The following is a 25143-nucleotide window of genomic DNA, read 5'->3' as shown; positions in this document are numbered from 1 at the left end:
TTATTTCATTTGGGTGCTTATTTTTTGTAAATCATTAGGACTTAATGATCCAACAGAAGCTTTTAATCTTAGCATTGAAATAATATATTCATATCTAGAACTAGCATAATCAGTCTCAGAATCATATAGTCTCTTTTGGGCTTCTAATAAATCAACAATATTTCTTGTACCTACTTCATATCCAGTTTGCGTTGCTTCTAAGGCTGATTTTGACGAAGTTAAAGCTTGTTTCCTTGCCTTGACATTTGCCACTTGCGTTTGAACGTTAAAATGATTTGATCGAATCTCTTTAATAGTAGATCTTTCGGTATATAAGGCATCTTCTTTACTCTTATCATATAGAGCATAGGCCTGTCTTCTTGCAGAACTTATTCCTCCTCCGCTAAAAATAGGCAGCGTTACTTGGATTGCATAGTTTCTGTTATCAGATTCTAGGCCAGATTGGGGATTTGGAATAAATCCACCAAATTTACCTTGGTCACTAGTATTTTTTGATACTCTTCCAACTATATCAATATTTGGAAGATGGGCTGATCCTTTTGATCTAGCTGTATTTTTTGCAGCATCTCTATTTAATTTTGCTGCCTTTAATTGGTAATTATTTTGTAAGCCTATTTTTACCCACTCTTCTCTAACTAAGGGATTGGGTAAGTCAATTTTAAATTCAGGAGATAAAGGAGCTAATAGGGGTAAAGGTCCTCCTATTATCGCTGAAAGAGATTCCTTGGCATAATCTAGTTGAGCTTCTCTAGCAATTTTTGATACAACTGAAAGATCATATGCAGCTTGTGTTTCATGAAGTTCAGTTATTGCCGCTAAACCAACATCGAATCTTTTTTTAGCAAGATCTCTTTGTCTACCAATAGCTTTTTCTTGAGCTTTAGATGCATTGAGACTATCAATTGCGTTTAAAACATTAAAATAATTAGTTGCAATTCTGATCATACTTTCTTGTTGCTGGAAAGCAAATGTTGCTTCTGCTTGTTTAGATAGGGCCTTGCCTTTTTTGAATTGGAACCACTTATCTAATCTAAAAAGAGGTTGATTTATGGAGCCAACATATCCATTTGAGTTATATTCATCTAATTTTACATCTTCTAATCTATACTCATTCCAAGTTGTGGATCCAGTAACTTGAAGTGTTGGAAGAAGGCCTGCCAAGCCCTGAGACCCTGATTCTTTACCCGCTCTATAAGAAGCTTCTGTGGCTTTTAAGATGGGATCATTTTGTAAGGCCATTTCATAAATATCAGAAAGATCTTCAGCTTGAATATTTCTTGATATCAGAGAGATAACAAAAACTATAAGAAATTTATTTCTAAGAAAAATATATTTTACCATTTCTTTCCTCTAAGTAAGGTGTATTAGTAAAGTATAACACCTAGTCGCTATTTCATCCTAATTTATAATAAAATCTAACTCTATAATATGCTATTGTTAGCTCCTATTAACTATAAATTAAATTTAATAATTAAGTGGCTAACTCTATTAAAAAGAAAAATTCAAACCAAGTTCCGTCAGGCGTAGACAAAGATACATCCGATCCAATAGCAGGTTCAAAGAAAGTATATCTAGAAGGTAGTAGACCTGATATTCGAGTTGCGATGCGAGAGATAGATCAAACAGATACTTTAACTAATGACGTTCCAGAAAAGAACCCCTCTATTTTGGTTTATGATACTTCTGGTCCTTACACTGATTCAAATAAAGACGTAGATCTTACCAAAGGTCTTGAGCCCATTAGACAGCCATGGATAGAAAGGAGGGGTGATACAGAAATACTAAAGGACAGAACCTCCACTTTTGCAAAAAATCAAGCTAGTGATTTCGATCTTTATAAATTAACTTTTCCAGACATTCCAGCTCCTAGGATTGCTAAGAAAGGACACAATGTTACCCAAATGCATTATGCTCGAAAAGGAATCATAACTTCTGAGATGGAGTATATAGCGATAAGAGAAAATCAAGGATTAGCCGAGGCAAAGGAAAAAGGTTTACTAGTTGAAAGGCACAAAGGAGAATCTTTTGGATTGACTATTCCAGATGAAATTACTCCAGAATTCGTTAGAGATGAAGTTGCTAAAGGGAGGGCAATTATTCCTTCAAATATTAATCATCCTGAATCAGAACCTATGATTATTGGTAGAAATTTTAAAATAAAGGTAAATGCTAACATTGGAAATTCTGCTGTAACTTCTTCTATAGAAGAAGAAGTTCATAAGATGACTTGGTCAACTAGGTGGGGAGGAGATACAGTAATGGACCTTTCAACAGGCAAGAATATTCATCAAACAAGAGAATGGATCATTAGGAATTCTTGCGTTCCTATTGGTACGGTTCCCATTTATCAAGCCTTAGAAAAGGTTGGAGGTGTAGCTGAAGACCTGAACTGGTCAATTTATAGGGATACTTTAATAGAACAGGCGGAGCAAGGAGTAGACTATTTTACTATCCATGCAGGAGTTTTATTAAGATATGTTCCTTTATCTGCTAAAAGGTTAACTGGGATCGTTTCAAGAGGAGGCTCTATATTAGCTAAGTGGTGTCTTTCGCACCATAAAGAAAATTTTCTTTATACAAATTTTGAAGAAATTTGTGAGATTATGAAGGCATACGATGTTTCTTTTTCATTAGGAGATGGATTAAGACCTGGTTCAATCGCTGATGCTAATGATGAGGCCCAATTTTCTGAATTAGAAACTCTAGGGGAGCTTACAAAAATAGCTTGGAAGCATGACGTACAAACTATGATAGAAGGCCCAGGGCATGTATCAATGCAAATGATCAAAGAGAATATGGAAAAACAATTAGACATTTGTGATGAAGCCCCTTTTTATACATTAGGACCGCTAACTACAGATATTGCTCCTGGCTACGATCATATAACTTCAGCAATAGGAGCTGCTATGATCGGCTGGTATGGGTGTGCAATGCTCTGTTATGTTACTCCCAAAGAACATCTTGGCTTACCTAATAAAGAAGATGTTAAACAAGGATTAATCGCTTACAGAATAGCAGCTCATGCTGGAGATTTAGCCAAAGGGCATCCAGCGTCTCAACTGAGGGATAATACTTTATCAAAAGCAAGATTTGAATTTAGATGGGAAGATCAGTTTAATTTGGGGCTAGATCCTGATACAGCGAGATCATACCATGATGAAACCTTGCCAAAAGATTCAGCAAAGGTAGCTCATTTTTGTTCTATGTGTGGACCAAAATTTTGTTCTATGAAAATTACCCAAGAAGTTAGAGATTATGCAGCTAAGAATGAAAATATTATTAATTCAGTAGATTCTGATATAGAAAGAGGTTTGATAGATAAATCATCGGAATTTAAGAAGAAAGGTTCTAAAATATACCAAGAAGTATAATTAAAAAAAAGGAGATAAAGTTATGAGTATAAAAGTAGGAGATAGTTTGCCTTCAGTTAATTTAACAGTAATGGGAGATGAAGGTCCAAAAGGTGTGACAATAGATGAACTTTGTTCTGGTAAAAAAGTGGTGCTATTTGCAGTTCCTGGGGCTTTTACCCCAACTTGCAGCATGCAACATGTTCCTGGTTTTGTAGAACATGCATCAGCCTTTAAATCTAAAGGTGTTGATACGGTAGCTTGTATTTCTGTCAATGACCCTTTTGTTATGAGTGCATGGGGTCAAGATAGATCGGTGGGTGATGATGTGATGATGTTAGCAGATGGTAATGGTGAGTTTACTGCAGCAATAGGCCTAGAAATGGACGGTTCTGGTTTTGGCTTAGGAACAAGATCTCAAAGATATGCAATGGTTATAGATAATGGAGTAGTTTCTTTATTGAATGTTGAATCAGGTCCTGGGTTAGATGTAAGTTCCGCTGAGAGCGTTTTAAAAACTTTATGATCTATGAATACTCCTGTCTATGATATAGGTCAAATTTGTTCTCTCGATAGATGGGAGTCTTTTCAAGAAGGGCAGCCGCATGATATTTTTAAAAGGTTAAGAAATGATGCACCAATTTATTGGCATGAAGAAAACTTAGATTTTGAACCTGGATTTTGGGCTATTACAAAACATAAGGATATTATTAAGGTTTCTAAAGATCCCTCTACTTTCTCCTCAGCAGTAGGAGGGCATTTAATGACTATGGGCGATCCTAAGTTAGTTGATCCAACTGCTGTTGCAGCTGTTATAGGGAATATGATTGGTATGGATCCTCCTGAACACCAAGTCTATAGAAAAATGGTGTCTCCTGGCTTTAGTCCTAAAGTTATTAGGGCAATGGAAGATGGTATAAGAAATAAATGCAAAGATTTAATATCAAATGTAAAGAATAAAAAGGAATTTAATTTTGTCACTGAAATTGCTGAACAACTTCCGTTATGGGTTCTATCAGAAATGATGGGGATTAAAGAATCAGATAGGTTGAAAGTTAGAGATTTAGTAAATGAACTAACCGATGCATCCATACAACAAGACCCTGAAAAACAAGCGCAAGTTTGGTTAAACTATATGGAACTCTTTAAAATGGGAAGAGATATGATAGAGGAAAGAAGAAAAAATCCTAAAGAAGATTTGATGAGTATAGTAGCAAATTCGGAAGTGAAAGGAGAGGGGCTCCCTCCAGAACTTCTAGATGGCTTTTTTCTTCTAATGGTTATCGCAGGGAATGAAACAACAAGAAATACTATAACAGGTGGACTTATTGCTTTATCTGAAAATCCAAGTCAAAAACAAAAGTTATTAAATGACTTTTCATTATTCTCCAATGCGGCAGATGAGATGCTTAGATGGGTTAGCCCGGTTATTTATTTTAGGAGGACTGCAACCAAAGACACTAAAATTGGTGAACAGTCTATTTCTAAAGGAGATAAAGTAGTGATGTGGTATGGAGCAGCTAACAGAGATGAAGATATTTTTAAAGATGCTCACCTTTTCAGGGTAGATAGAGAGAATGCAAAACTACATTTAGCTTTCGGAGCTGGCGAACATTTATGTTTAGGGAATCGTTTAGGGCATATGCAGATAAAAATTCTTTTTGAAGAGTTACTTAGATCATTTCCGGATATTAAAGTTATATCTGAGCCTATAAGAATCCCTTCAAATTTTTTAGATAGTATCTCGCACTTGCAGGTACAAATATAGGAGTTTAATGTGTTAACAAAAGCAGACGATTACCCAATTCATCAATTGTCACTACCCGTCTCAGAAGTAGGAACGGAGAGGAACTTTTATGATAGGTATTTCTTTAATGGATATTCAAAAGATGGAAAAGTCTTCTTTGCAGTCGCCTTATGTGTTTATCCAAATTTAAATATTATGGATGGAGCTTTCACTGTAACTTATAAAGGGAAGCAACATAATTGTCGTTCTTCAAGATTATTAAATTTAGAAAGATTAGATACGAAGGTAGGTTCTTTAGAGGTTCAAGTCTTAGAGCCTTTAAAAAAATTAAGAGTAATTTTAGATGATAAGGATGCTGGCATTTCTGCAGATTTAGTTTTTGATTCTAAGTTTGAAGCTATGCAAGAACCTAAAATGTCTCTAAGCAATGGCCCAAGGCTTGTTATGGATACTACAAGATTAACTCAACAGGGTTCTTGGGAAGGTAAGATAAATTTACAAAGTGAGACAATAGATTTTAATTCAACAACTAGTTTAGGAACCAGGGATAGATCTTGGGGTGTAAGACCGGTAGGAGCATACGATAGTCAACCTGTTATGCCATTTGAGATGCCCCAATTCTATTGGTTATGGGCTCCAATACATTTTCCAGAATTTTCTACGCATACTTATTTTGTGGATGACGAGAAAGGAAAACTAGTAACAGGTCACTCTGTTATTCAAGGTAAAGAATATAAAGATATAGAGGTACTCAGTAGTCCCAAAAAAACAGTAATTTATAATCCTGGTACTAGAAGAGTTAAATCTGCAGAATTTATATCTTCCAAAGACGATGGAACCGAAATTAAAATAGGAATCGAGACTCAAAACATAGCTTTTATGTGTGGAATTGGTTATATGCACCCAGACTGGGGAGCTGGCCATTATAAAGGAGAAAATGAAACAACTTATGACACTTATGACTTGAGTGAAGATCTACAAGACCCTCCCTTCTTGCACATTCAAGCATTTTGTAAAACAACTTTTGAGAGCAATAATAAAATAGTCGAAGGTGTGGGCATACTTGAACAACTTCTCTTAGGAGCTCATAAACCAAGTGGTTTTAAAGAACTATTTGATAATCCTGATTAATTTAAATGCAGAGAGATCAGAAAATTTTAGCTGATAGATTTGCAGGTTATTTCTCTAAATTCAAAGCACAAGAGTTTACTTGTAAACATATAGAAAGAGTCTTTGGAGGAGCTTCTAGGGAAACTTATAGAGTTACTTTAATGGAGGAAGGTGGTGAAGAAATAAAATTAATTCTTAGAATGATTCAGGACAGTGGACTAATAGATACCAAGCAAGAAACTGAATATGAAGCTTATTCTTTGTTCCAAGACTCAGATGTTCCAGTGCCTAAAGTGATAAAAATGGAGCAGTCTAAAGAACACATTGGTAAGCCTTTCATTGTCATATCGGAACTAAATGGTCAGGCTGCAAGCCCTTTTGATAAGGAGGCTTATAAACCATTTCAACAAGAAATAGGTGTCCAATTTTGGACTATACTAGCCAACATAACTAATTTTAATATAAGTAATATTTCTTCTGATTCTGCTATTGCAGGAGTCAAGGGTAATAAATCATGGAAGAAAGAATTAGATTATTGGGTTAGTGTAATAAGAGAAGATTCTATTGGAGTTGAACCAATTTTGGAAATGGCTATAAGATATTTACATAAAAATAATCCAAAAGATTCTAGTAAAATATCGTTAGTTCATGGAGATTTTAGAAGTGGAAATTTTCTTTTCAGAGAAGAAAAGATTACTGGAATATTAGATTGGGAAATGGCTCATTTAGGAGATCCATTGGAAGACTTGTCTTGGGCTTTGTCTTCAATTTGGTGTTGGGAAGAAAAGAATAGACCTGCGTACTTAATAGAAAGGGAAGTAGGAATAGACATCTGGAAGAAAAATACAGGATTATCAATTGATGAAGAATCCCTTTTTTGGTGGGAGCTATTTTCTTGTGTAAAGGGTTTAGCCATATGGATTTCTGCTGGTCAAGAGTTTCAAAGTGGAAGAAATACTGACCCAATAAATCTATTTTCAGCATGGATACCAGGAGATATCCATTCTCAGGCCATACTTGATTTGCTAGAAACTCGGGTTGCTTATCTATGAAACCTTCTATAGATCAAAGCTTGATTATTCTTGCACAAGAGCTTTCTGAAAGAGTTACACCATTACTTGAAAGTGATTATGAAGTTTCAAGATTAAATGCTTGGAGCGCTTTGCTAATTATTATTGCCAGTGTTAATGATGACCAATCTAATTATTTACTTAAAGAAAATAAAGAAATTGAATTCCTGTTAGAAAAATATAAAGGCTTTCTAGAGAAAAGGAGTTTCTTTCATTCTCATAACCCAAGTCTCTATACTGAAGATAAAAACATTAAAATAAATACTCTAAAGAAAATCAATGAGAACTTAAGAAGTTGTTTCATTTCAGCACATGTTATCTTTGAAGATCATAAAGAGAGAGAAGCCCTTAAGGATTCTTGGAAAGTACTTTCATCTATGCAGATGAATCAAGGAGTTAATAAACTAATTCCATTTCTTCAATCTAATAATGATTAGTTAGAAAGTTTCCTAGCTTGTCCAAAGGACTAAGGATACAAAGCCCCATAATCCCATCGCAAGAGGAGTAAAATATAAAACTGGTAAAGCTGCATTTGAAGCACTTTTAATCTTAGTTTTAATTTTCTGCATTTTTTAATATTTAAAGGTTGAATAAATTTATAAAAATCATTATATCACTTTAATTTATGTATTACTATAATTTATATGAATATATTGAATAAAAAGTTTAAAAAAGACAATATGGTTAAATGAAGACATTTTTAATTAGTAAAAAATCAATTATTTTAGGCATATTTTTAATAATAATGCCTCCATTAATGAGTGCTAATACAGATGAAGATCTTAGAAACGCTCAAATGTTTATGCAGCTAATTGGCATTCAGCCTTCTCAGCAGGAAAGTGTACAAAAAATACTTTTAAAATCTATGAAGAAAAGGGTAAAAGCTTTTAAAAAATTAAGAAGAGTAAATGGTAGACCTGGTGAAGCTTTTGAAGATTTAAAGAAGATACAAAAAAGAGAGAGAAGAGGATTAAAGTCTATATTAAGCTCGGCCCAATTATCCTTGTATGATGATCAAATTAAAAAGAATAGAGCAACGTTCTTTGGAAAGAGCTCTAAATCAGTTCCGGGGGTGCAAGGTGGTCAAGGAGGAGGTTACAGAAATGAAGATAAAACCTCTGATTAATTCTATTCAATTATCAGGTCTGCTATAGCTATTCCATTTTCTCCTCTTACTGCTTATAACAGATAAAACTTTCGAAAATAAGGCCAGCCTACAATCTTTTTCTTGGCTACAAAATTTAATCCATCTTTAGAAATAGCAACTCTAGTTTTTGTGAACCAAAATTATTGAGGCCATGATAATACATCAGTATAGTCTTTGAACTATTATCAACATGAACATCAGGTGAAGCAATATGAGGAACTGTAAGGTCTTCAATCTTCTTAACAATATATGGAGCTATGTCTGGGTGCGTTTTTCTTTCTTCGTCATAACAAGTTGTTAGCATCAAAATTATTAAACAGAATAAAACTAATTTTAAAAAATTTAATATAATTCATTTGATTTTGGACAGAACTTATTCTTCTAGTTGTATAATAAGCGAAAACCAAAATGGTTAAAGAATATAACGCAGATTCCATACAAGTTTTATCTGGACTAGATCCAGTAAAAAAGCGACCTGGGATGTACACAGATACCTCGCGTCCTAATCATTTGGTATTGGAAGTTGTCGATAATTCTGTAGATGAAGCTCTTGCAGGCCATGCTTCTGAGATCGAAGTTTCAATATACAAAGATGGATCCATTTCAGTGTCAGATAATGGCAGAGGCATGCCTGTTGATGATCATCCTGAAGAAGGTGTGCCAGGAATAGAATTAATTTTTTGTAGATTGCATGCAGGAGCCAAATTTTCAGACAAAGATTATTTATTTTCAGGTGGTCTTCATGGTGTAGGAGTCTCTGTAGTTAACGCCTTGTCTTCTTGGCTTAAGGCAGAAGTAAGAAGAGATGGGAATAAATATGCAATAAGCTTTACGGATAGCGAGAAATCAACTGACTTAAAGGTGGTTGACAAAGTAGGGCAAAGAAATACAGGAACTAAGGTCTCGTTTTTACCTAATTATAAGTATTTTGATACAAAAAAGGTTTCTATTTCTCAATTAGTGGCTGCCTTGAAAGCTAAGGCAGTACTGTCGCCAGGCTTAACTATTAAATTTAGAGATGAAGAGAGTGGGATCAAAGAAACTTGGTGTTATTTAGATGGCTTAAGTGCTTATTTAAGGTCTCTTAATATAGACCATGTATCTACACCTTCGGAACCATTTGAAGGTGAATTTTTGAATGATGAAGGAGGCCTTAGTTGGGCAATTCAGTGGTTAGAAGGAAATGAAGATCCAGTAACAGAAAGTTATGTTAATTTAATTCCCACTCTTCATGGCGGAACTCATGTTAATGGATTGAAGAATGGTCTGAATGAAGCATTAAAAGAATTCTGTGAATTTAGGAACTTAATTCCAAGAGGAGTAAAACTTACTTCAGAAGATGTTTGGAAGAATTGCAGTTATATTATTTCAGGTAAATTAAAAGACGCTCAATTTACTGGTCAAACTAAAGAAAAGCTTTCTTCTAAAGGTTTTGCAAGTTTTGCTCAGGGGATTATTAAGGATGCTTTTAGTCTTTGGTTAAATCAACATACTGATGAAGCTGAGAAAATTGCCCTTTTGAGTATATCTAATGCGCAAGCTCGTCAAAAATCTTCTAAAAAAGCAGATAGAAAGAAAATAACTTCCGGACCTTCTCTCCCAGGGAAACTTTCAGATTGTACAAATCCTGATGTAGAAAAAGGAGAATTATTTTTAGTTGAGGGAGATTCTGCTGGAGGTTCAGCGAAGCAAGCAAGGGATAGAGCTTTCCAAGCCGTGATGCCATTAGGAGGAAAAATTCTTAATACTTGGGAGGTAGATACATCTGATATTTTTAGTTCTCAAGAGGTAAATGATATAGCTATAGCTTTGGGAGTTGATCCTAATAGTTCGAACTTAGAATCTTTAAGATATGGAAAGATTTGCATTCTTGCAGATGCTGATTCAGATGGTTTACACATAGCCACTCTATTATGTGCTCTTTTTCTAAAACATTTTCAACCCCTAGTTGAAAATGGTCATATTTATGTAGCAATGCCTCCTTTATATCGTATAGATCAAGGTAAAGAAGTTAGGTATGCTCTAGATGATAAAGAGAAAGAAGCTTTGGTTAATGAATTAAAAGATTCCAATAAGAAATCTAAGATAGAGATACAGAGATTTAAAGGCTTAGGTGAAATGAATCCTTCACAACTCAGGGAAACAACTATGAAACCAGGTTCAAGACGTTTAGTTCAATTAACCATGGAACCTGGGGATAAAACAAATAAGGTTATGGACATGTTATTATCTAAAAAGAGAGCTCCTGATCGTAAAAAGTGGATTGAAGACAAAGGAAACTTAGCAAATGTCTGATCTAGAAAAAATATCCCTAAGTGAATTTACAGAAAAAGCATATCTCGATTATTCTATGTATGTCATTTTGGATAGAGCTTTACCAAACATTGGTGATGGACTTAAACCTGTTCAGAGAAGAATTATTTATGCAATGTCAGAGTTGGGATTAAATGCAGGAGCTAAGTATAAAAAGAGTGCCAGAACCATAGGCGAAGTAATAGGTAAATTCCATCCACATGGAGATGCTGCAGTTTATGAAGCCATGGTATTACTATCCCAATCTTTCAGCACTCGTTATCCTTTGATAGAAGGTCAAGGTAACTGGGGATCTTTAGATGATCCTAAATCTTTTGCAGCAATGAGATATACGGAATGTAAGTTATCCCCTTTTGCACAAAGTTTATTGAAAGAATTAGGTCAAGGTACTTCAGATTGGTCAGGAAATTTTGACGGTACCTTATTAGAGCCTAAAATCTTACCTGCTAGGTTACCGAATATTCTATTAAATGGAACAACAGGAATAGCTGTTGGTATGGCTACTGATATACCTCCTCATAATATTTTAGAGGTTGTAAAAGGAGCTATAGCTTTATTAGAAAAGCCATCTTTGACTGTTCAGGAACTATCTGAGTTAATCCCTGCTCCAGATTTTCCTACTAGTGCAGAGATAATTTCTTCAAAAGAGGAGTTATTAGAAATATATTCAACCGGACGTGGAAGTATCAGAATGAGATCAACTTTTGAATTTGAAGACGGAGAGATTGTGCTAAATGCTCTACCTCATCAGACTTCTAGTTCAAAGATTTTGGAACAGATAGCATCCCAGATAGAGTCTAAAAAAATACCTATGATTGTAGATTTAAGAGATGAAAGTGATGAAGCAAATCCGGTACGCATTGTTCTAGTGCCAAAATCTAATAGAGTAGATAAAGATGCTGTAATGAATCATTTATTTGCAACAACAGACCTACAAAAAAACTTTAGAGTAAATATGAATATTATAGGCTTGAATGGTAAGCCTAAAGTAATGGATTTAAAGTCATTACTCAAGGAATGGCTAACTTATAGACAAAATACAGTAACAAGAAGACTCCAATATAGGTTAGATTGGGTTTTAGATAGGCTGCATATTCTTGAAGGGCTCATGATAGCTTTTCTAAACTTAGATGAGGTTATACACATAATTAGGACAGAAGATAAACCTAAGGCAGCTTTAAAGAAAAAATTTAAATTAAGTGATATTCAGGTAGATTCAATTTTAGAGATAAGACTCCGTCAGTTAGCTAAACTAGAAGAAGAAAAAATAACGGCAGAAGAAGACTTTCTTGAGACCGAAAGAAAAGAACTACAAAAAATATTAGATTCAAAAAGTAGACTCAAGACCCTCGTAAAAAAAGAGTTAAAGGAAGATTCAGAATTATATGGCGATGAGAGAAAGAGTCCTCTAATTGAGCGTGAAGAGGCAACTGCTTTTAACGAAACCGAACTTTTAACATCTGACCCTGTAAGTATAATTCTATCTAAAAGAGGTTGGGTAAGGGTGGCTAAGGGTCATGATATTGATTTAGAGACTATTAAATTTAGAGAGGGAGATTCTTTCCTTTCATGGGTTAAAGGAAGATTAAATCAGAACGCTATTTTCTTAGATTCGGAAGGAAAATCATATACTTTACCTATTCATACTTTACCTTCAGCAAGGGGACAAGGAGAACCTTTATCCGGGACTTTAAATATGTCATCAGGAGCTACTTTTGCTGGTGTTCTTTCAGGTAAAGAAGATAGAAAAGCGATATTAGCAAGTGATTCAGGTTATGGGTTTATTGCCAATCTTGGTGATCTCCAAACCAAAAATAAATCTGGAAAGTCTGCTTTAAAAGTAAAAGAAGGAATGCAAGTACTGAGTCCTCAAATGATAGATCAAGATAATGATCTATTAGCAGCTATAAGCAATGAAGGAAGGATGCTTATTTTTCCTATAACAGAGTTACCGGAACTTTCTCGAGGAAAAGGCAACAAGATTTTAAATATTTCTAAGGCAAAATATCTATCCGGAGAAGAGAGTTTGTCATTTATAGCAGTACTTGGAGAGGGAAGGGAATTAAAATTAAATAGTGGCAAGAGACATTTCACTATTAAAGGCAAAGATCTGCAGAATTTTATTGGACAAAGAGGTCGGAGAGGAAACATGCTTCCTAAAGGGTTTAGAAATATTGATTCGATAGAAGTTATTTTATTAAAACAAGAGACATTAAAGGAAGCAAAAAATGATGACTAAAGAATCAAAAATATTAGCATCAGGTTTAACTTTTCCTGAGGGTCCTAGATGGCATGATAATAAACTATATTTTTCTGATTTTTTTACTCACAAAGTGATGGCGTTGGATCTATCGGGTAATTTAGAAACCATTTTAGAGATAGATGATCAACCGTCAGGTTTAGGATGGTCAAATGATGGCTCACTTATGATCGTTTCAATGACCAAAAGAAAACTTCTATGTTTCTCTAATGGAAATATAATTGAATTAGCGGATTGCTCTAATTTAGCAAACTTTCACTGCAATGATATGGTTGTAGACATCCATGGAAATGCTTATATTGGTAATTTCGGATTTGACATGTCAGCAGGTGAAGGTCTAACTGCAACTAATATGATCTTGGTAAGGCCAGGAGAAGAGCCATGCATTGCAGCTGATGAATTATTTTTTCCTAATGGAACTGTTATATCGCCCGATGGGAAGATATTAATTGTTGGAGAAACTTATGCAGCTCGTTTAACTGCTTTTGATATAAATCTAGATGCAACCCTATCTAACAGGAGGATTTGGGCAGATTTATCTAAAATAAGAGAAAATTATTTTCCTGTTCCAGATGGAATATGCCTTGATGAAGAGGGTGCAATTTGGGTTGCCTCTCCTACAACTAATGAAGTTATTAGAGTAGAAGAGGGCGGAAAGATTCTAGAAACCATAACTGTAAAGAACAATGCCTATGCATGCATGTTAGGAGGAGAAGATAGAAAGACACTTTTTATATGCACATCAAATGGAACTGATGAGAAATCCTGTAAAGAAGATAGAGGGGGCTGCATAGAAACAGCTGAAGTAGATATTGCTGGTTGCGGACATCCATAGATTTTATTTACATTGTGGTTAAAGTTAAATTTATTTTTGTTGGATTATGGAATACCGGATTTAGTTACGGAGTTTTTTTTGGCCTAGACTCTTTATTTACCCATCTTTTTGATTCTAGATTTAACGCTTACATGCTCGCCATGATCTTATCGCAATTTATAGGTATAATTTGTGGATACCTATTACATAAGAATATAACTTTTAGTTCTTCAGTATCTGGTAAAGAAGGTTTTTTTGAATTTTTAAGATTTACTTCTGTCAACATACTTACTTTCTTCTTAAATCTAGGTCTTCTTCCCTTATTTGTAGAAGTATTACTTTTCGATCCAAAAATAGCTGCTTTGGTATTGATACCAATAATGGCTTTTATAAGTTTTATGAGCCATTTAAAATTCTCATTTAAGGGCTAATCAATCCCGCTGTTGACAATGTCTTAATTAAGTCATCAAAACTTAAAGAATCAGCTAATCCATCCAGTTCACTTGCCTTACCATCAGTTAAATCATCTAATGCAGATAGAATAGAAAGGTGACCTAATGAATCCCATTCCTCTATTGTTTCATTGGATGCATTTTCATCAATTTTAGCTTCATCAAGCTCCAAAGATTCTGCAATAAGCGATATTAATGTAGCTTTATTTATCATATTTTTCCTCTAATTTTTTGAAATATCATAATCTATCACATCTCTATATGCTATTTTTCCAGCCTTTCTATCAGAGAAGTTGGGAGTATAATATTTGCAGTCAGAAAAATGGTAATGAGTTACTTGACTATAACGTGTTTTAGAATTATTTGTTACTGGAGCACCTCCATGAAGCGTGTTTGCAGTCCAAATAAGAGTTTCACCTCTTTTCATTGGGACAGAAATAGATTCCAATCCATTTATAGCTACAAGACTTCTCAAAAATTTTTCATATTTGTCATAGTTACTTTTAATTTCCTTACTGTTTTTAGGGATATCAAGTCCTAAACTAGCAAAGTCTATGATAGGGAATTTATTACTTTTCTTGACTAGTATTAATGGACCTTGATCTTCATTAATATCTTCTAATGCAGTCCATGCAGCAGCTAAGTACTTTTCCGGAATAGAACCAAAGTGGATATAATCGGAGTGGACTGGTTGTTCAGTCCCTTTTTTAAAATTTATAGTAGAAAATGGAATTGGTTTTCTTTTATAGCAAAATTCAAGAAAACTCATAATAGTTTTATTTAATGCTAATTCTTTTACTTCAGAAATTTCTTTCCAAGCTTCCACAACCCTAGGGCTTTCATTATAGTGATAGTACTTTGGATTTTTCTTTACATTGCCACTTGCAAGAAAACCATCAAAATTTTCTATTAGCCTTTTTGTAAATTTTTCTTTTAGTTCAAGATTAATAACCGTATAGCCAAAATTATAAAGATCTGCCGCCTTTTCCCAGAAAATATTTTCCATAGAAGGATCAGCAAGACCTTTCGATTGATTATTTTTTATAAAAACATCAGCTGTTTCGCACCAAGGCTCTTTAAACTGCTGTGCATTAATTTCTAGAATTTTATCTTGTGTAGACATCGGAATAAAGATTCAATCTCACTTTAAAAAAGTTAAAAGGTTAGAATAATTTTTAAGCCCGTATCCTATATTAGTATAAAATTTTTTTTTCTGCTTAAATTTTTCTTTAGATATTTCAAAATAACTAAAGTCAACATCTTTACTTAATAGATTTGTAAAACCCATCTTTTTATGTAATTTAATTACTCTAATGGCCTGATTCTTAACAGTCATTTTTGGATTAGTATTTAGTTGCAATATTTCAAAGAATATTTGATATACGCAAAATATTGTTTCAATTATTGCATTGGGTTCAGCGTCTGCAATACTTATCAAGCTCTGATAAGAGGCTTCCTCAGTTCCTAGCTCAGTTAATCTAAAAGCACCCACTCTTTTTAAATCCAAGCTTTCTATTATCAGATATATGCTATTTTTAGTTTGTTGATTTGATTTTTTTATAAAATCTTTCTGTTCTTGAATATCATTAGATATAGGATTTAGGCCATATGCTCTATCAGATCTTCTGAGATTGAAAATAAATTCGGCGTCAGAATCTTTTATTTGTCTAGTTTTGAAATAACTACCTTCAAATAGATACATGTCTACTAGAGACCTCCATCTAAAGAAAGATGGGCACCATTTATATAACTTGATTCAATTAAACATTTGAATATAGGTATTAAATCTTCGGCTTGACCTATTCTTTTTGAAGGAATTTGATTAATTAAATCTTTTCTTTTGTGTGCTGGTATTTTTTCCCATAAAGGAGAACCAAAATAACCTAAATCTATAACATTCGAAGTTATATTAAATTTTGCATATTCTTTAGAGATAACATTAGAAAGGCCTGATAAAGAAGATTTCGAAAGAGAGTAAGGTGAAATCCCTATGTCGCCTCTCAATGCTCTTGTAGAAGATAATAAAATTATTCTTCCCCATTTAGCAGAAATCATTTTTTCTATTAAAACCATTAGTGCTGAAATGCTTGTCATTACATTTGCATTATGAACTTTTTTAAAAGAGTCTAAATCTTGGTTAATAAAAAGGCCATCAATTGTAAGAGTGCTGAAATTTATAAAAACTAGCTGATCTTTTTTTTCAATTTTTCCCAATAAATTTTTAAAGTCACTAGAGTCATAATTAACTATTACACTCTCTACATTTACCAAGTTCGAGAATAAATCAGCGCTTTCTCCAGATCTAACGATTGCTAAGATGTTATATTCAGGACAGATAAGCTTAATAAATTCTTGAGCTAAGTGAGACGTTGCTCCCGCTACTAGGATTTTCATATCTCAATGATACAGGTTGCCCAAGATAAGCCAACTCCGAAACCAGACATAAGAATTTTCTGTCCCCTCTTAAGTTGGTTTGTATTTTGTAAGTCATTTATTAACAATGGTATTGTGCAAGAAGTCGTATTACCAAGTTCTTTGAGATTTGAAGGAATCTTTATAGCGTTTATTTTTAGCTTCTTTTGCAGTTGTTCTAAAACTAAATTACTTGCCTGATGAAAAAGAAAAAAATCAATATCGTCTGAATTCAGATTAGCCTTTGCCAGACAACTATTTATACTTTTGATTACTTTATTCATGGTAAAGAGCATTACTGCTGGTCCATCCATATAAATTTCAGGAATCAGGATATCGGTTGAGTTCTTTAGAATAAGTTTCTCTACTCCACTTCCATCTGTTCCAATATCTGAAGAAAGAAACTTTATAGATTCTTCATTACTGAATGATATAGAAGTTGCAGCATCAGAAAATATTAGGTATGCAGAGTTGTTTGGGTTATTTAAGTTTTTATTATAAGAGTCAGCGCATACCAATATAGGCTTCTTGCATAAACCCTTTTCCATCATTGATTCCAGGATAATCAAGCCATATACAAATCCTGAGCATCCAAGATTAATATCGAAAGATCCAATGTTATTTTTGAATATCTCTCCTTCAATAAAAGCTGATAAATGTGGCATTGAATAAGGCGATGTTTGAGTTATAGAAATTATTAAATCTGGAGTGAAATTATCTTTATCTGCTATCTTTTTTACAGCCTTAATAGCTAGATCCTTTACAGTTTCTTCTTTAGAACATTTATAACGAGTTTCTATACCAATCTTTATCAATAGCTCATCTATTTTTTTCTGTTCAAGTGTTCCAGAAAGAAGATCTCTATTTTTAATTCTTTCAGAGCCTAATTGAAAAGAAATATTTTCTATTTTCATGAATTTATGGCTTTATAAATTTCTGTATAGCATACTACTTTTCCAAATTTATTTTCAAAGTTAGCATTGCCTTTTATTTTTTCTTTACCTAAAAGGTTAATATAACCCTGCATTTTTTCTGGGAGGAACCATTCCTTTTTTTTCAAGAGTTCTACTTTTGAAAAACAATTCTGAGCAATATCAAGAATCTTATTACGATTGCTCAAAGATATTATAGGAAAAATTAATGTTCCCTTAGGCTCAAGATAAATATTTGATCTTTTTAAAACTTCGCCAATTAATTTAGAGCCGCAGTTTCCGCTTGAACAAGGGACATGTTCAAACCAAGGGCTTATCTCGGCTATTTTCTCAGCAACTCCAGAAACATCATTAATAATTAAATCAAATTTCATGCCACTCCAGGGCTGAAAAATAGACCCATGACGAAAATCAGATTCTATATCATGTAACTCAGCATTTTTTTTTACCACTTCTTCGGCTTCATCATCTAAGTCAGAAAAAAATACTTTTTGTAAACCTTTGGATTTAGCTAACTCAATACCTACAAAACCTGAACCACAGCCGAGATCAAGGACAGAGGTTTTTTTAGATACATATTTACTCGAACATTCTATGAGCATACTGGAAGTCAAGTTCGGTTGGAAAACACGCATAAAGTTAGGTAAAAAATATTAAGTTATAAGTAAAATATTAATCAAACTCTTCTAAAGACATAATTACTGAGTATGGTCTTTTTTTTGTATTTTCATAAGTACGCCATGCATAGGTACCAATGATTCCAAGTCCAAATAAATTTAAACCCCCAAAAAAGATCACTACTAATACTGTTGCTGTATATCCAGGAACATCTATTTGATTATTAATATAACTATAGAATATTGATGCTCCTAGAGTAATAGCTACGAAAATTCCTGTAATTCCAGCCCAAGTCAAAAGTATTATTGGGGTATTAGAAAAAGAAAAAATGCTATCCTTCAGATAAATCATCTTCTTTTTAAAAGTCCACATTGATTTTCCATGAAGCCTAGGAAGTCTCTCATAACCAATTCCTTCTCTTCTGAACCCTAGCCAAAAAATGATTGCTAAAAGAGAGGAATTGGATTCATTTAATTCAAGAACTTTTTGCCTAAATACATTATTGCAACCAAACACATCTACTCCGCCTATCGGCATATCAGGTACAATAAATTTTTTGTATAAAAACCAGAATATTTTAGAAAATATTTTAGAAAAAATAGGATCTGATCTTGCATTTCTTATTCCATAAACTACATCGCAGCCCCCTCCTGATAATTTTGAAAAGAATGTATCAATAAGCTCTAATGGTTCTTGAAGATCAGCAGACATAACTGCAAAATTTTGTCCTCTTGCTTTATCTAATCCAGTTCTTACAGCAGCTAAAGAACCAAAATTCTTTGATAAAAGTATTAATTGTGACTTTAAATCACTTGTAGGTAATAGTTCCTTTAACAGACTGAAACTCTTATCTGGGCTTCCATCAACTACGAAAACTACTTCCAGATGATTAATTTTTTTATTAAAAGAAGAAAGTTCAGCAATAAGATTTGGGATGCCAGATTCATTCCCATATATTGGTATTATTAAAGAGTTCTTTATCATTTTTTTATTATAGGTTTATTTTTAACGAGTTTTCTGAAAAGTCCATAAAATTCCGCAACCTGGCTTATAACAATTTTTTACTAATGTTTCTTTAATGTTGATATTAGTAGTATCTTTGTCTAGATTTAGTTGATTCTTCATATCACTGACAAAAACATCTTGTTTTTTTTGTCCTGAAATACCAAATATAGAGCAATTTGGAAATTGTTCTATTAATTTATCTATATTGGACATGACATAAGGAAAACCTTGAAGCGGTCTTTGAAAGTCTTTGGAATAGATTAAACTGGCTCTTTGGTAAACTTCTGACATGTATTTTTTATAGCTAGCTTCCTTTAGGTTATTAAAAAAGATGGGAGCATTTATGCAAGCCTTGGTATGACTTTCTTCAATAAGAGCTTGGAAATTAGTATAAGGTAGAGAGCTTCTAGGTCCATAGAGCATCGACACTGCAAAAATACAAAATATCAAAGAGAATGTTGTAAGTTTGTCCGTATTCTCTTTGCCATAAATAATTATTAAAAGGCAAGTTAAAGGAAAGAAGGTAGTAAAGTATCTAGCTTGAAATACTGGCTGGTATATTAAAGAAAATATCAATATAAAACTCATGGACAGAATTAAAGGCAATGAAATTCTTAATATGAAAAATAAATCTTTTTTTAAACTTTTGTATCTAACTAAAAATAGGCAGCCAAGAAGAAGGATAGCTGGGATCATAAAGCCCGCAGTATTTAGTAATTGTTTAAATGAAAGATTTATATGGGATATTTGACTTCCATCAACAAACTCTATTGAAAATATATATAAAAAGACTATAGGAAAACATAGGCATATTAATAAAGTAAGTATTCTTAAAAAATTCTTTATGAAGAAGAATAGGCTAAATAATACAGAACAAACAAAAAGTCCTGAAAATGGGTGCAAAGATGCCAGCATAATTCCAGTAAGCATCATTGAATAGAACGAAGATTCATCCTTAAATAGAGCAATTCTTATATAAAAGGATGAAAATAAACAACTAATTCCGAACACAAAGCTGTAGACCCCAATTTCTAAAAACATCCTAAGAAAAAATTCTGAACTTAAAAGGATAGAAATAAAAATTAATAATGCCTTTATAGAAAGATAATTCCTTAAAATATATAGAGATAATCCTATGAAAATTAGGTTTATTGAATTTAACAGGACAAGGATATCTGGACTATTAGTATTGGCTAAATCAGAAAATACTTTAAATATAATTATCTTTGTTGGATAGTTAACATCCCCTAAAAATCCAGGTGTTAAAAGGTTAGGATAATCTATGAGGATTTTTTGTAGTGTCCATAATTCATCTCCCCATAAAGAGGTAGATATTTGTTGAAATAAGAAAAAGCAAACTATAGTGAGCAGGAATAAATAGCAAGTAAGTAATATTTTGTTTTCAGTCATTTCTTAATTAAAGATTCCTTCAAATAGATCTTGAGCCACCAATCTAGATCCCCTAATGCTTAAGTGAGCTTCGTCTACCTGAGTTAGGTTATCTTCAATTGGGGCCCCTTTTATTTTATAAAGACATTCTTCTTTGCATAATATATTTATAAGTGATAAGAAAATGATATCTTTATTTAAAGACAAAGTGTCCGAAAATTTAGAATCTATTTCTTGAACAGATTTATTTAACCCAATTGAAGTAGTTGTTTCTTGTTTTTTCTTATATAGCCCATAATAAGAAACAATATTTGGCAGGGTTTGGACCCATGTAGGTGCTGGTCCTAGGACCAAGATATTTGTGACATTATTTTTCTTTAAATGGTCAGATAATTCTTTCCAATTAGTTTTTAAATGATCTTTTCTTTGAGCCATTATAACGTACTGGATATCCATCTCTTGAATTAAGGAAACAGCAAAAGCATTACTTCTAGAGCAACTATTAGAGAATTCTGTATATTTCCTGCTGATTACTTTAGGGGGACAACTGGAAGTGGCAACTTGCATAAAATTATATTTATCACTGAAATGATATCTTAATCCTGGACCTATTGCTTGGGCATGAGAATCACCCCAAATTAATACATTCTCTTTACCCGACATTTCAATATAGCAACTAGGGTCAATATTTTCACCTTGCTCATAAAAATTACATTCTTCTCTATATTCTGCTTTAGAGAGCTCTAAACCTTTATAACTTTTTAAATATTGTTGATCTTCCTGCGTGAGTTTATTATCCATAAATCCTTGACTTTTAATTCCTGTGATTGAAAACACAATAAAAACAAATACACAGGGTATGATTGAAAAGATTAAAAATCTTTTACTTATCCTTTTTTTATTTCTGTAAGGTTTTTCAATAACTATCCAGCTGAAGTAGGCAAATATAAAACTAAGAATGCAGATTATTAATAAAAAAGACTGACTTAATGTTTCATAGAAATAGAGCCTACAGAAAGCTAAAAAGGGTTGATGCCAAAGGTAAGCACTATATGAGATCAAGCCAATACCAACTATGTAATTAAAAGAAAGAAACTTTCCTATCAAAGTCTTGGAAGATGAATAAAGAATAATTAATAAAGTGCCCAATACTGGGACTAGGCTATAAACTCCAGGAAAGGGTGTATTAGCATCGAAAGTAAATATTGAAAATAGTATTAGAGCAAAGCCAATGGTAGCTAGGTGTTCTGTAAACTTAGTTATTAGTAGCTGATTTTTATGTAAGTAGAAAGCTGCAACCGATCCTATTAACAATTCCCATGCTCTGGTAGGTGCCAGAAAGAAATTAGCTGTTGGAGAAAATCTATAAACCCATTCAGAGAGAAGTAAACTTAATACTAGAAAAATTAGAATTAATCTTAATATATTTTGTTTTCCGATTTTCCATGTCAAGATAATGAAGATTGGAAATAAAATATAGAATTGTTCTTCAACCGCTAAACTCCATGTATGAAGAAGAGGTTTTAATTCAGCCGCGGCTGAAAAGTAATTACTTTCCGTCCAGAATAAAATATTTGAAGAAAAAAATGTTACTGCAAGAATACTTTCAGAAAAGTCTAGAAGTTGATTAGGCATCATGAAGAGATAGGAAAAGGGGATGCTAAATAGCATAACAGCAAATAAAGCTGGTAAAATCCTCCGAGCTCTTCTTTCGTAAAAATTACTTAATTTAAATTCACCCTTTGATTTCTCTGAAAGTATTAAAGAGGTTATTAAGTAACCACTAATTACAAAGAAGATATCTACTCCTACAAATCCACCTTCAAAAAAATTTATGCCAGCATGAAATAAAATCACAGGAATTACGGCAATTGCCCTTAAGCCATCCACTTCTTTCCTGTATTCCAATTTGAGTTACCAGTAATTTTAAAATCAAGTATTTAAAAAAAAATTTAAAAGTTTTAAATATCTACCTTAGATAGTATTTTAGAGTTTGTGTAAACTAAGTCTACTAGATATGATCATAGCATTTGGATATAGATGATTTATAAATAGTTTTTAAATTATGGTTGAAAATACTAATTTTGATTTTGACATTATAGTTCTTGGCTGTGGGGCCAGTGGAATGCTTGCGGCTATATCTGCGTATGAGAACGGTTTGAAAGTTGGTATTTTTGAGAAAGACTCTGTAGTCGGCGGAACGGCAGCTGTTTCTGGAGGGATAATTTGGGCTCCAATGAACAGCCATATGAAAGATGCTGACATTAAAGATTCGAGAGAGGATGCTATAAATTATTTTATGTCATTATCACAAGGAGAGATGGATACTGAATTATTAGAATCATTCATAGATAACTGCTCCGAAGCAATATCATTTTTAGAAAAACATACAAGTATTTCTTTGTCTATATTATCAGGATATCCAGACTATTATTTAGACAAACCAGGAGCTATATCTGGTGGAGGTAGAGCATTAGACAATAGTCTTTTTAGTTACTTAGAATTAGGAGAATGGAAAGATAAAGTTAGAAATAATGGCCCTTCATTGCCAATGACCCTATCTGAAACACCTCTTGGAGGAGGAAGTGGGCAGTTAGAAGAAGAGGTATTGCAAGAAAGAACAAAAACAGATCAACGAGGAATGGGTCAGGCATTGGTAGGAGGGCTTCTTAAAGGGTGCATAGATAGGGGCATAATTCCGAAAACAAATGTTGATGTCATTAAATTGTTAACTAAAGATTCGGAAGTGAAAGGAGTCGAGGTAAAAATAGGAGGTAAGATTCAAAAATTACATTCTTCAAGAGGAGTCATAATAGCCACTGGAGGATTTGAGTGGAATAAAGAATTGGTTTCTTCTTTTCTCAGAGGTCCAATGACTCATCCTGCATCGCCACCTTCAAATACCGGAGATGGTTTAATGCTAGCTCAGGAAGTAGGCGCCTCTTTAGGAAATATGACTAGTGCTTGGTGGACTCCAGTACTATCCATACCTGATAATTCATGGCCAGACGGTTCTCAAAGATCTTCACCTGTCTTAATGGAAAGAACTTTACCTCATTCAATTATAGTTAATAAAAGAGGTAATAGGTTTTGCAATGAAGCAACAAATTATTCCGCTCTTGCAGGAGCTTTTCAGAGCTTTGATCCTACAACTTATTCTTATTCCAATCTTCCATCTTGGATAGTATTTGACGCAACACATAGGGCTAGGTATATGACTGGACCATCTATACCAGGATCGGAGACACCAGAGTGGCTTGTTGAATCAGAGACTATTACCGAATTAGAAAATAAACTTGGAATAATTCCTGGTGCTTTATCTTCTTCTATTGAAGTATTTAATAACTTTGTAGAACAAGGAGAAGATAAGGACTTTTCGAGAGGTAAAAGTGAGTATGATTATTTTTACGGTGATCGATCACTTAAAGGTATATCAGCAACTTTAGGAAAGATTGAAAAAGGCCCATTCTATGCAGTTGAGTTAAAAATGGGATGCCTTGGAACTAATGGAGGTCCAAGGACTAATAAGTTTGGACAAGTTTTATCAGTGAGAGGTGAGTTAATAAATGGACTCTATGCTGTAGGGAATGTAATGTCTGGTTCTACTGGGTCTGTATATGCTGGAGCAGGAGGAACTCTTGGACCGGCTCTGACATTTGGATATTTAGCAGGAATGCATTGCGCTGGAGTAAATACTTTAAAGAGAAATTAATTTAATTTGGAGAGAAAAATGAATGTATTAGAACAATTTAATTTAAATGGAAAAGTAGCAGTGGTTACAGGAGCAGGAAAGGGCATTGGAAAAGGTATAGCTATAGCGTTAGCAGAAGCAGGAGCAGATATAGCTTTAGCCTCTAGAAGTAAAGAGGATCTAGATAATGTAGCTAGAGAGATAGATTCTATAGGTAGAAAAGCTTTAGTTGTGCCGACAGATGTTACTATTATTGATCAATTAGAAGCTCTAGGAACTATTACTCAAAAAGATCTAGGTCCTATTGATATTTGGGTAAATAATGCAGGCGGCCTTCCTGATGCAACTCCTAGATATATGACAAAAACATCTGAAGAGGAATTTGATGCTCAAATAGGGTTAAATTTCAAAGCAGTCTGGCAAGCTTGTGTTATAGCTGCTAAGAATATGTCTGAAGAGGGAGGCTCTATTATTAATATATCTTCAGCTACAGCAAAGAATATGGGCCCTAATCCAAAAAATGGACCTTATGGCGCATCAAAATCAGCCGTAAATAGTATTACAGCATCTTTTTCTCAAGAGTTAGCACCTAAGATTAGAGTAAATGCTATTGCACCAGGTCCAGTTCCTACAGACAACTTCAATGATTCAGTTGGAGTTCATTCTCACGAGGAGACAGCAGCTTTAATGAATATGATGAACCTTCCTTTAAAAAGACTGGGCACTCCAGAAGATATTGGAGCGGCAGTAGTATTCATGGCTTCATCCGCATCCAGTTGGATTACTGGGCAATGTTTATATGTAGACGGTGGAATGTAGGAATTAGGGTTAGA

The 25143-nt window shown here is 33.5% G+C and carries 24 protein-coding genes; 13 read left to right on the top strand and 11 right to left on the bottom strand.

Annotation, left to right across the window (positions count from 1 at the left end):
- Positions 1 to 1341: a TolC family outer membrane protein gene (locus P8J93_06170; GenBank protein ID MDG2061381.1), complete on the bottom strand. Its 1341-nt coding sequence runs from the start codon at positions 1339 to 1341 to the stop codon at positions 1 to 3.
- A gap of 206 nt (positions 1342 to 1547) precedes the next feature.
- Here P8J93_06170 and thiC point away from each other — a divergent pair, with 206 nt between their 5' ends.
- The 7 genes from thiC (at position 1548) to P8J93_06135 (ending at position 8403) form a co-directional block, all read left to right on the top strand.
- A complete protein-coding gene (gene thiC, locus P8J93_06165) occupies positions 1548 to 3371 on the top strand; it encodes a phosphomethylpyrimidine synthase ThiC (GenBank protein ID MDG2061380.1) in 1824 nt (607 codons plus the stop codon).
- A gap of 22 nt (positions 3372 to 3393) precedes the next feature.
- Positions 3394 to 3876 carry a peroxiredoxin gene (locus P8J93_06160; GenBank protein ID MDG2061379.1) on the top strand — a complete coding sequence of 161 codons (483 nt, stop codon included), beginning with the start codon at positions 3394 to 3396 and terminating at the stop codon, positions 3874 to 3876.
- Positions 3877 to 3879: 3 nt separating this feature from the next.
- Positions 3880 to 5118 carry a cytochrome P450 gene (locus tag P8J93_06155; protein MDG2061378.1) on the top strand — a complete coding sequence of 413 codons (1239 nt, stop codon included), beginning with the start codon at positions 3880 to 3882 and terminating at the stop codon, positions 5116 to 5118.
- Positions 5119 to 5127: 9 nt separating this feature from the next.
- Entirely contained in the window at positions 5128 to 6228 is a 1101-nt protein-coding gene (locus P8J93_06150; GenBank protein ID MDG2061377.1) for a hypothetical protein, read from the top strand.
- Between the two features lie 5 nt (positions 6229 to 6233).
- Entirely contained in the window at positions 6234 to 7259 is a 1026-nt protein-coding gene (locus P8J93_06145; protein MDG2061376.1) for a phosphotransferase family protein, read from the top strand.
- Positions 7256 to 7714 carry a hypothetical protein gene (locus P8J93_06140; GenBank protein ID MDG2061375.1) on the top strand — a complete coding sequence of 153 codons (459 nt, stop codon included), beginning with the start codon at positions 7256 to 7258 and terminating at the stop codon, positions 7712 to 7714. The genes P8J93_06145 and P8J93_06140 overlap by 4 nt, the downstream gene beginning before the upstream one ends.
- A gap of 251 nt (positions 7715 to 7965) precedes the next feature.
- Entirely contained in the window at positions 7966 to 8403 is a 438-nt protein-coding gene (locus tag P8J93_06135) for a hypothetical protein (GenBank protein ID MDG2061374.1), read from the top strand.
- Positions 8404 to 8518: 115 nt separating this feature from the next.
- Here P8J93_06135 and P8J93_06130 read toward each other — a convergent pair whose 3' ends face one another.
- Positions 8519 to 8728: a hypothetical protein gene (locus P8J93_06130; GenBank protein ID MDG2061373.1), complete on the bottom strand. Its 210-nt coding sequence runs from the start codon at positions 8726 to 8728 to the stop codon at positions 8519 to 8521.
- Between the two features lie 104 nt (positions 8729 to 8832).
- Here P8J93_06130 and parE point away from each other — a divergent pair, with 104 nt between their 5' ends.
- Genes parE through P8J93_06110 form a run of 4 tightly spaced genes read left to right on the top strand, consistent with a single transcriptional unit; the run spans position 8833 to position 14242 of the window.
- A complete protein-coding gene (gene parE, locus P8J93_06125) occupies positions 8833 to 10719 on the top strand; it encodes a DNA topoisomerase IV subunit B (GenBank protein ID MDG2061372.1) in 1887 nt (628 codons plus the stop codon).
- Complete coding sequence (parC, locus tag P8J93_06120; GenBank protein MDG2061371.1) at positions 10712 to 12976, top strand: DNA topoisomerase IV subunit A; 2265 nt, start codon at positions 10712 to 10714, stop codon at positions 12974 to 12976. Before parE ends, parC begins: the two co-directional genes overlap by 8 nt.
- The gene (locus P8J93_06115) at positions 12966 to 13832 is read left to right on the top strand and encodes an SMP-30/gluconolactonase/LRE family protein (protein MDG2061370.1); all 867 of its coding nucleotides are present in this window, start codon (positions 12966 to 12968) and stop codon (positions 13830 to 13832) included. The genes parC and P8J93_06115 overlap by 11 nt, the downstream gene beginning before the upstream one ends.
- 14 nt (positions 13833 to 13846) lie before the next feature.
- Positions 13847 to 14242, top strand: a complete 396-nt coding sequence (locus P8J93_06110; protein MDG2061369.1) for a GtrA family protein — start codon at positions 13847 to 13849, stop codon at positions 14240 to 14242.
- Here P8J93_06110 and P8J93_06105 read toward each other — a convergent pair.
- The 9 genes from P8J93_06105 to P8J93_06065 are packed head-to-tail and all read right to left on the bottom strand — an operon-like array spanning position 14232 to position 22527.
- Positions 14232 to 14477 carry a hypothetical protein gene (locus tag P8J93_06105; protein ID MDG2061368.1) on the bottom strand — a complete coding sequence of 82 codons (246 nt, stop codon included), beginning with the start codon at positions 14475 to 14477 and terminating at the stop codon, positions 14232 to 14234. The genes P8J93_06110 and P8J93_06105 overlap by 11 nt on opposite strands.
- A 9-nt stretch (positions 14478 to 14486) precedes the next feature.
- Positions 14487 to 15386: a phytanoyl-CoA dioxygenase family protein gene (locus P8J93_06100; protein ID MDG2061367.1), complete on the bottom strand. Its 900-nt coding sequence runs from the start codon at positions 15384 to 15386 to the stop codon at positions 14487 to 14489.
- 18 nt (positions 15387 to 15404) lie between these two features.
- Complete coding sequence (locus P8J93_06095) at positions 15405 to 15965, bottom strand: hypothetical protein (protein ID MDG2061366.1); 561 nt, start codon at positions 15963 to 15965, stop codon at positions 15405 to 15407.
- A gap of 5 nt (positions 15966 to 15970) precedes the next feature.
- Complete coding sequence (locus P8J93_06090) at positions 15971 to 16657, bottom strand: SDR family oxidoreductase (GenBank protein MDG2061365.1); 687 nt, start codon at positions 16655 to 16657, stop codon at positions 15971 to 15973.
- Positions 16654 to 17589 (bottom strand): ketoacyl-ACP synthase III, encoded by a 936-nt coding sequence (locus P8J93_06085; GenBank protein ID MDG2061364.1) that lies wholly within the window; start codon positions 17587 to 17589, stop codon positions 16654 to 16656. The genes P8J93_06090 and P8J93_06085 overlap by 4 nt, the downstream gene beginning before the upstream one ends.
- Positions 17586 to 18242 carry a methyltransferase gene (locus P8J93_06080; GenBank protein ID MDG2061363.1) on the bottom strand — a complete coding sequence of 219 codons (657 nt, stop codon included), beginning with the start codon at positions 18240 to 18242 and terminating at the stop codon, positions 17586 to 17588. The genes P8J93_06085 and P8J93_06080 overlap by 4 nt, the downstream gene beginning before the upstream one ends.
- Before the next feature lie 37 nt (positions 18243 to 18279).
- Positions 18280 to 19209 (bottom strand): glycosyltransferase family 2 protein, encoded by a 930-nt coding sequence (locus tag P8J93_06075; GenBank protein MDG2061362.1) that lies wholly within the window; start codon positions 19207 to 19209, stop codon positions 18280 to 18282.
- A 21-nt stretch (positions 19210 to 19230) separates the two neighbouring features.
- Positions 19231 to 20640 (bottom strand): hypothetical protein, encoded by a 1410-nt coding sequence (locus tag P8J93_06070; protein MDG2061361.1) that lies wholly within the window; start codon positions 20638 to 20640, stop codon positions 19231 to 19233.
- Between the two features lie 3 nt (positions 20641 to 20643).
- Complete coding sequence (locus P8J93_06065; GenBank protein ID MDG2061360.1) at positions 20644 to 22527, bottom strand: acyltransferase family protein; 1884 nt, start codon at positions 22525 to 22527, stop codon at positions 20644 to 20646.
- 157 nt (positions 22528 to 22684) lie between these two features.
- On the opposite strand from P8J93_06065, the gene P8J93_06060 reads away from it, so the two are divergent.
- Positions 22685 to 24331, top strand: a complete 1647-nt coding sequence (locus P8J93_06060; protein MDG2061359.1) for an FAD-dependent oxidoreductase — start codon at positions 22685 to 22687, stop codon at positions 24329 to 24331.
- Between the two features lie 18 nt (positions 24332 to 24349).
- Positions 24350 to 25129 (top strand): SDR family oxidoreductase, encoded by a 780-nt coding sequence (locus P8J93_06055; protein ID MDG2061358.1) that lies wholly within the window; start codon positions 24350 to 24352, stop codon positions 25127 to 25129.
- Positions 25130 to 25143 lie beyond the last annotated feature (14 nt).

Source organism: SAR86 cluster bacterium (assembly GCA_029268615.1).
In the GTDB taxonomy this organism is placed as follows: Bacteria; Pseudomonadota; Gammaproteobacteria; order Magnimaribacterales; family Magnimaribacteraceae; genus JAQWNM01.
This window is presented reverse-complemented; position numbering and strand designations above follow the sequence as displayed.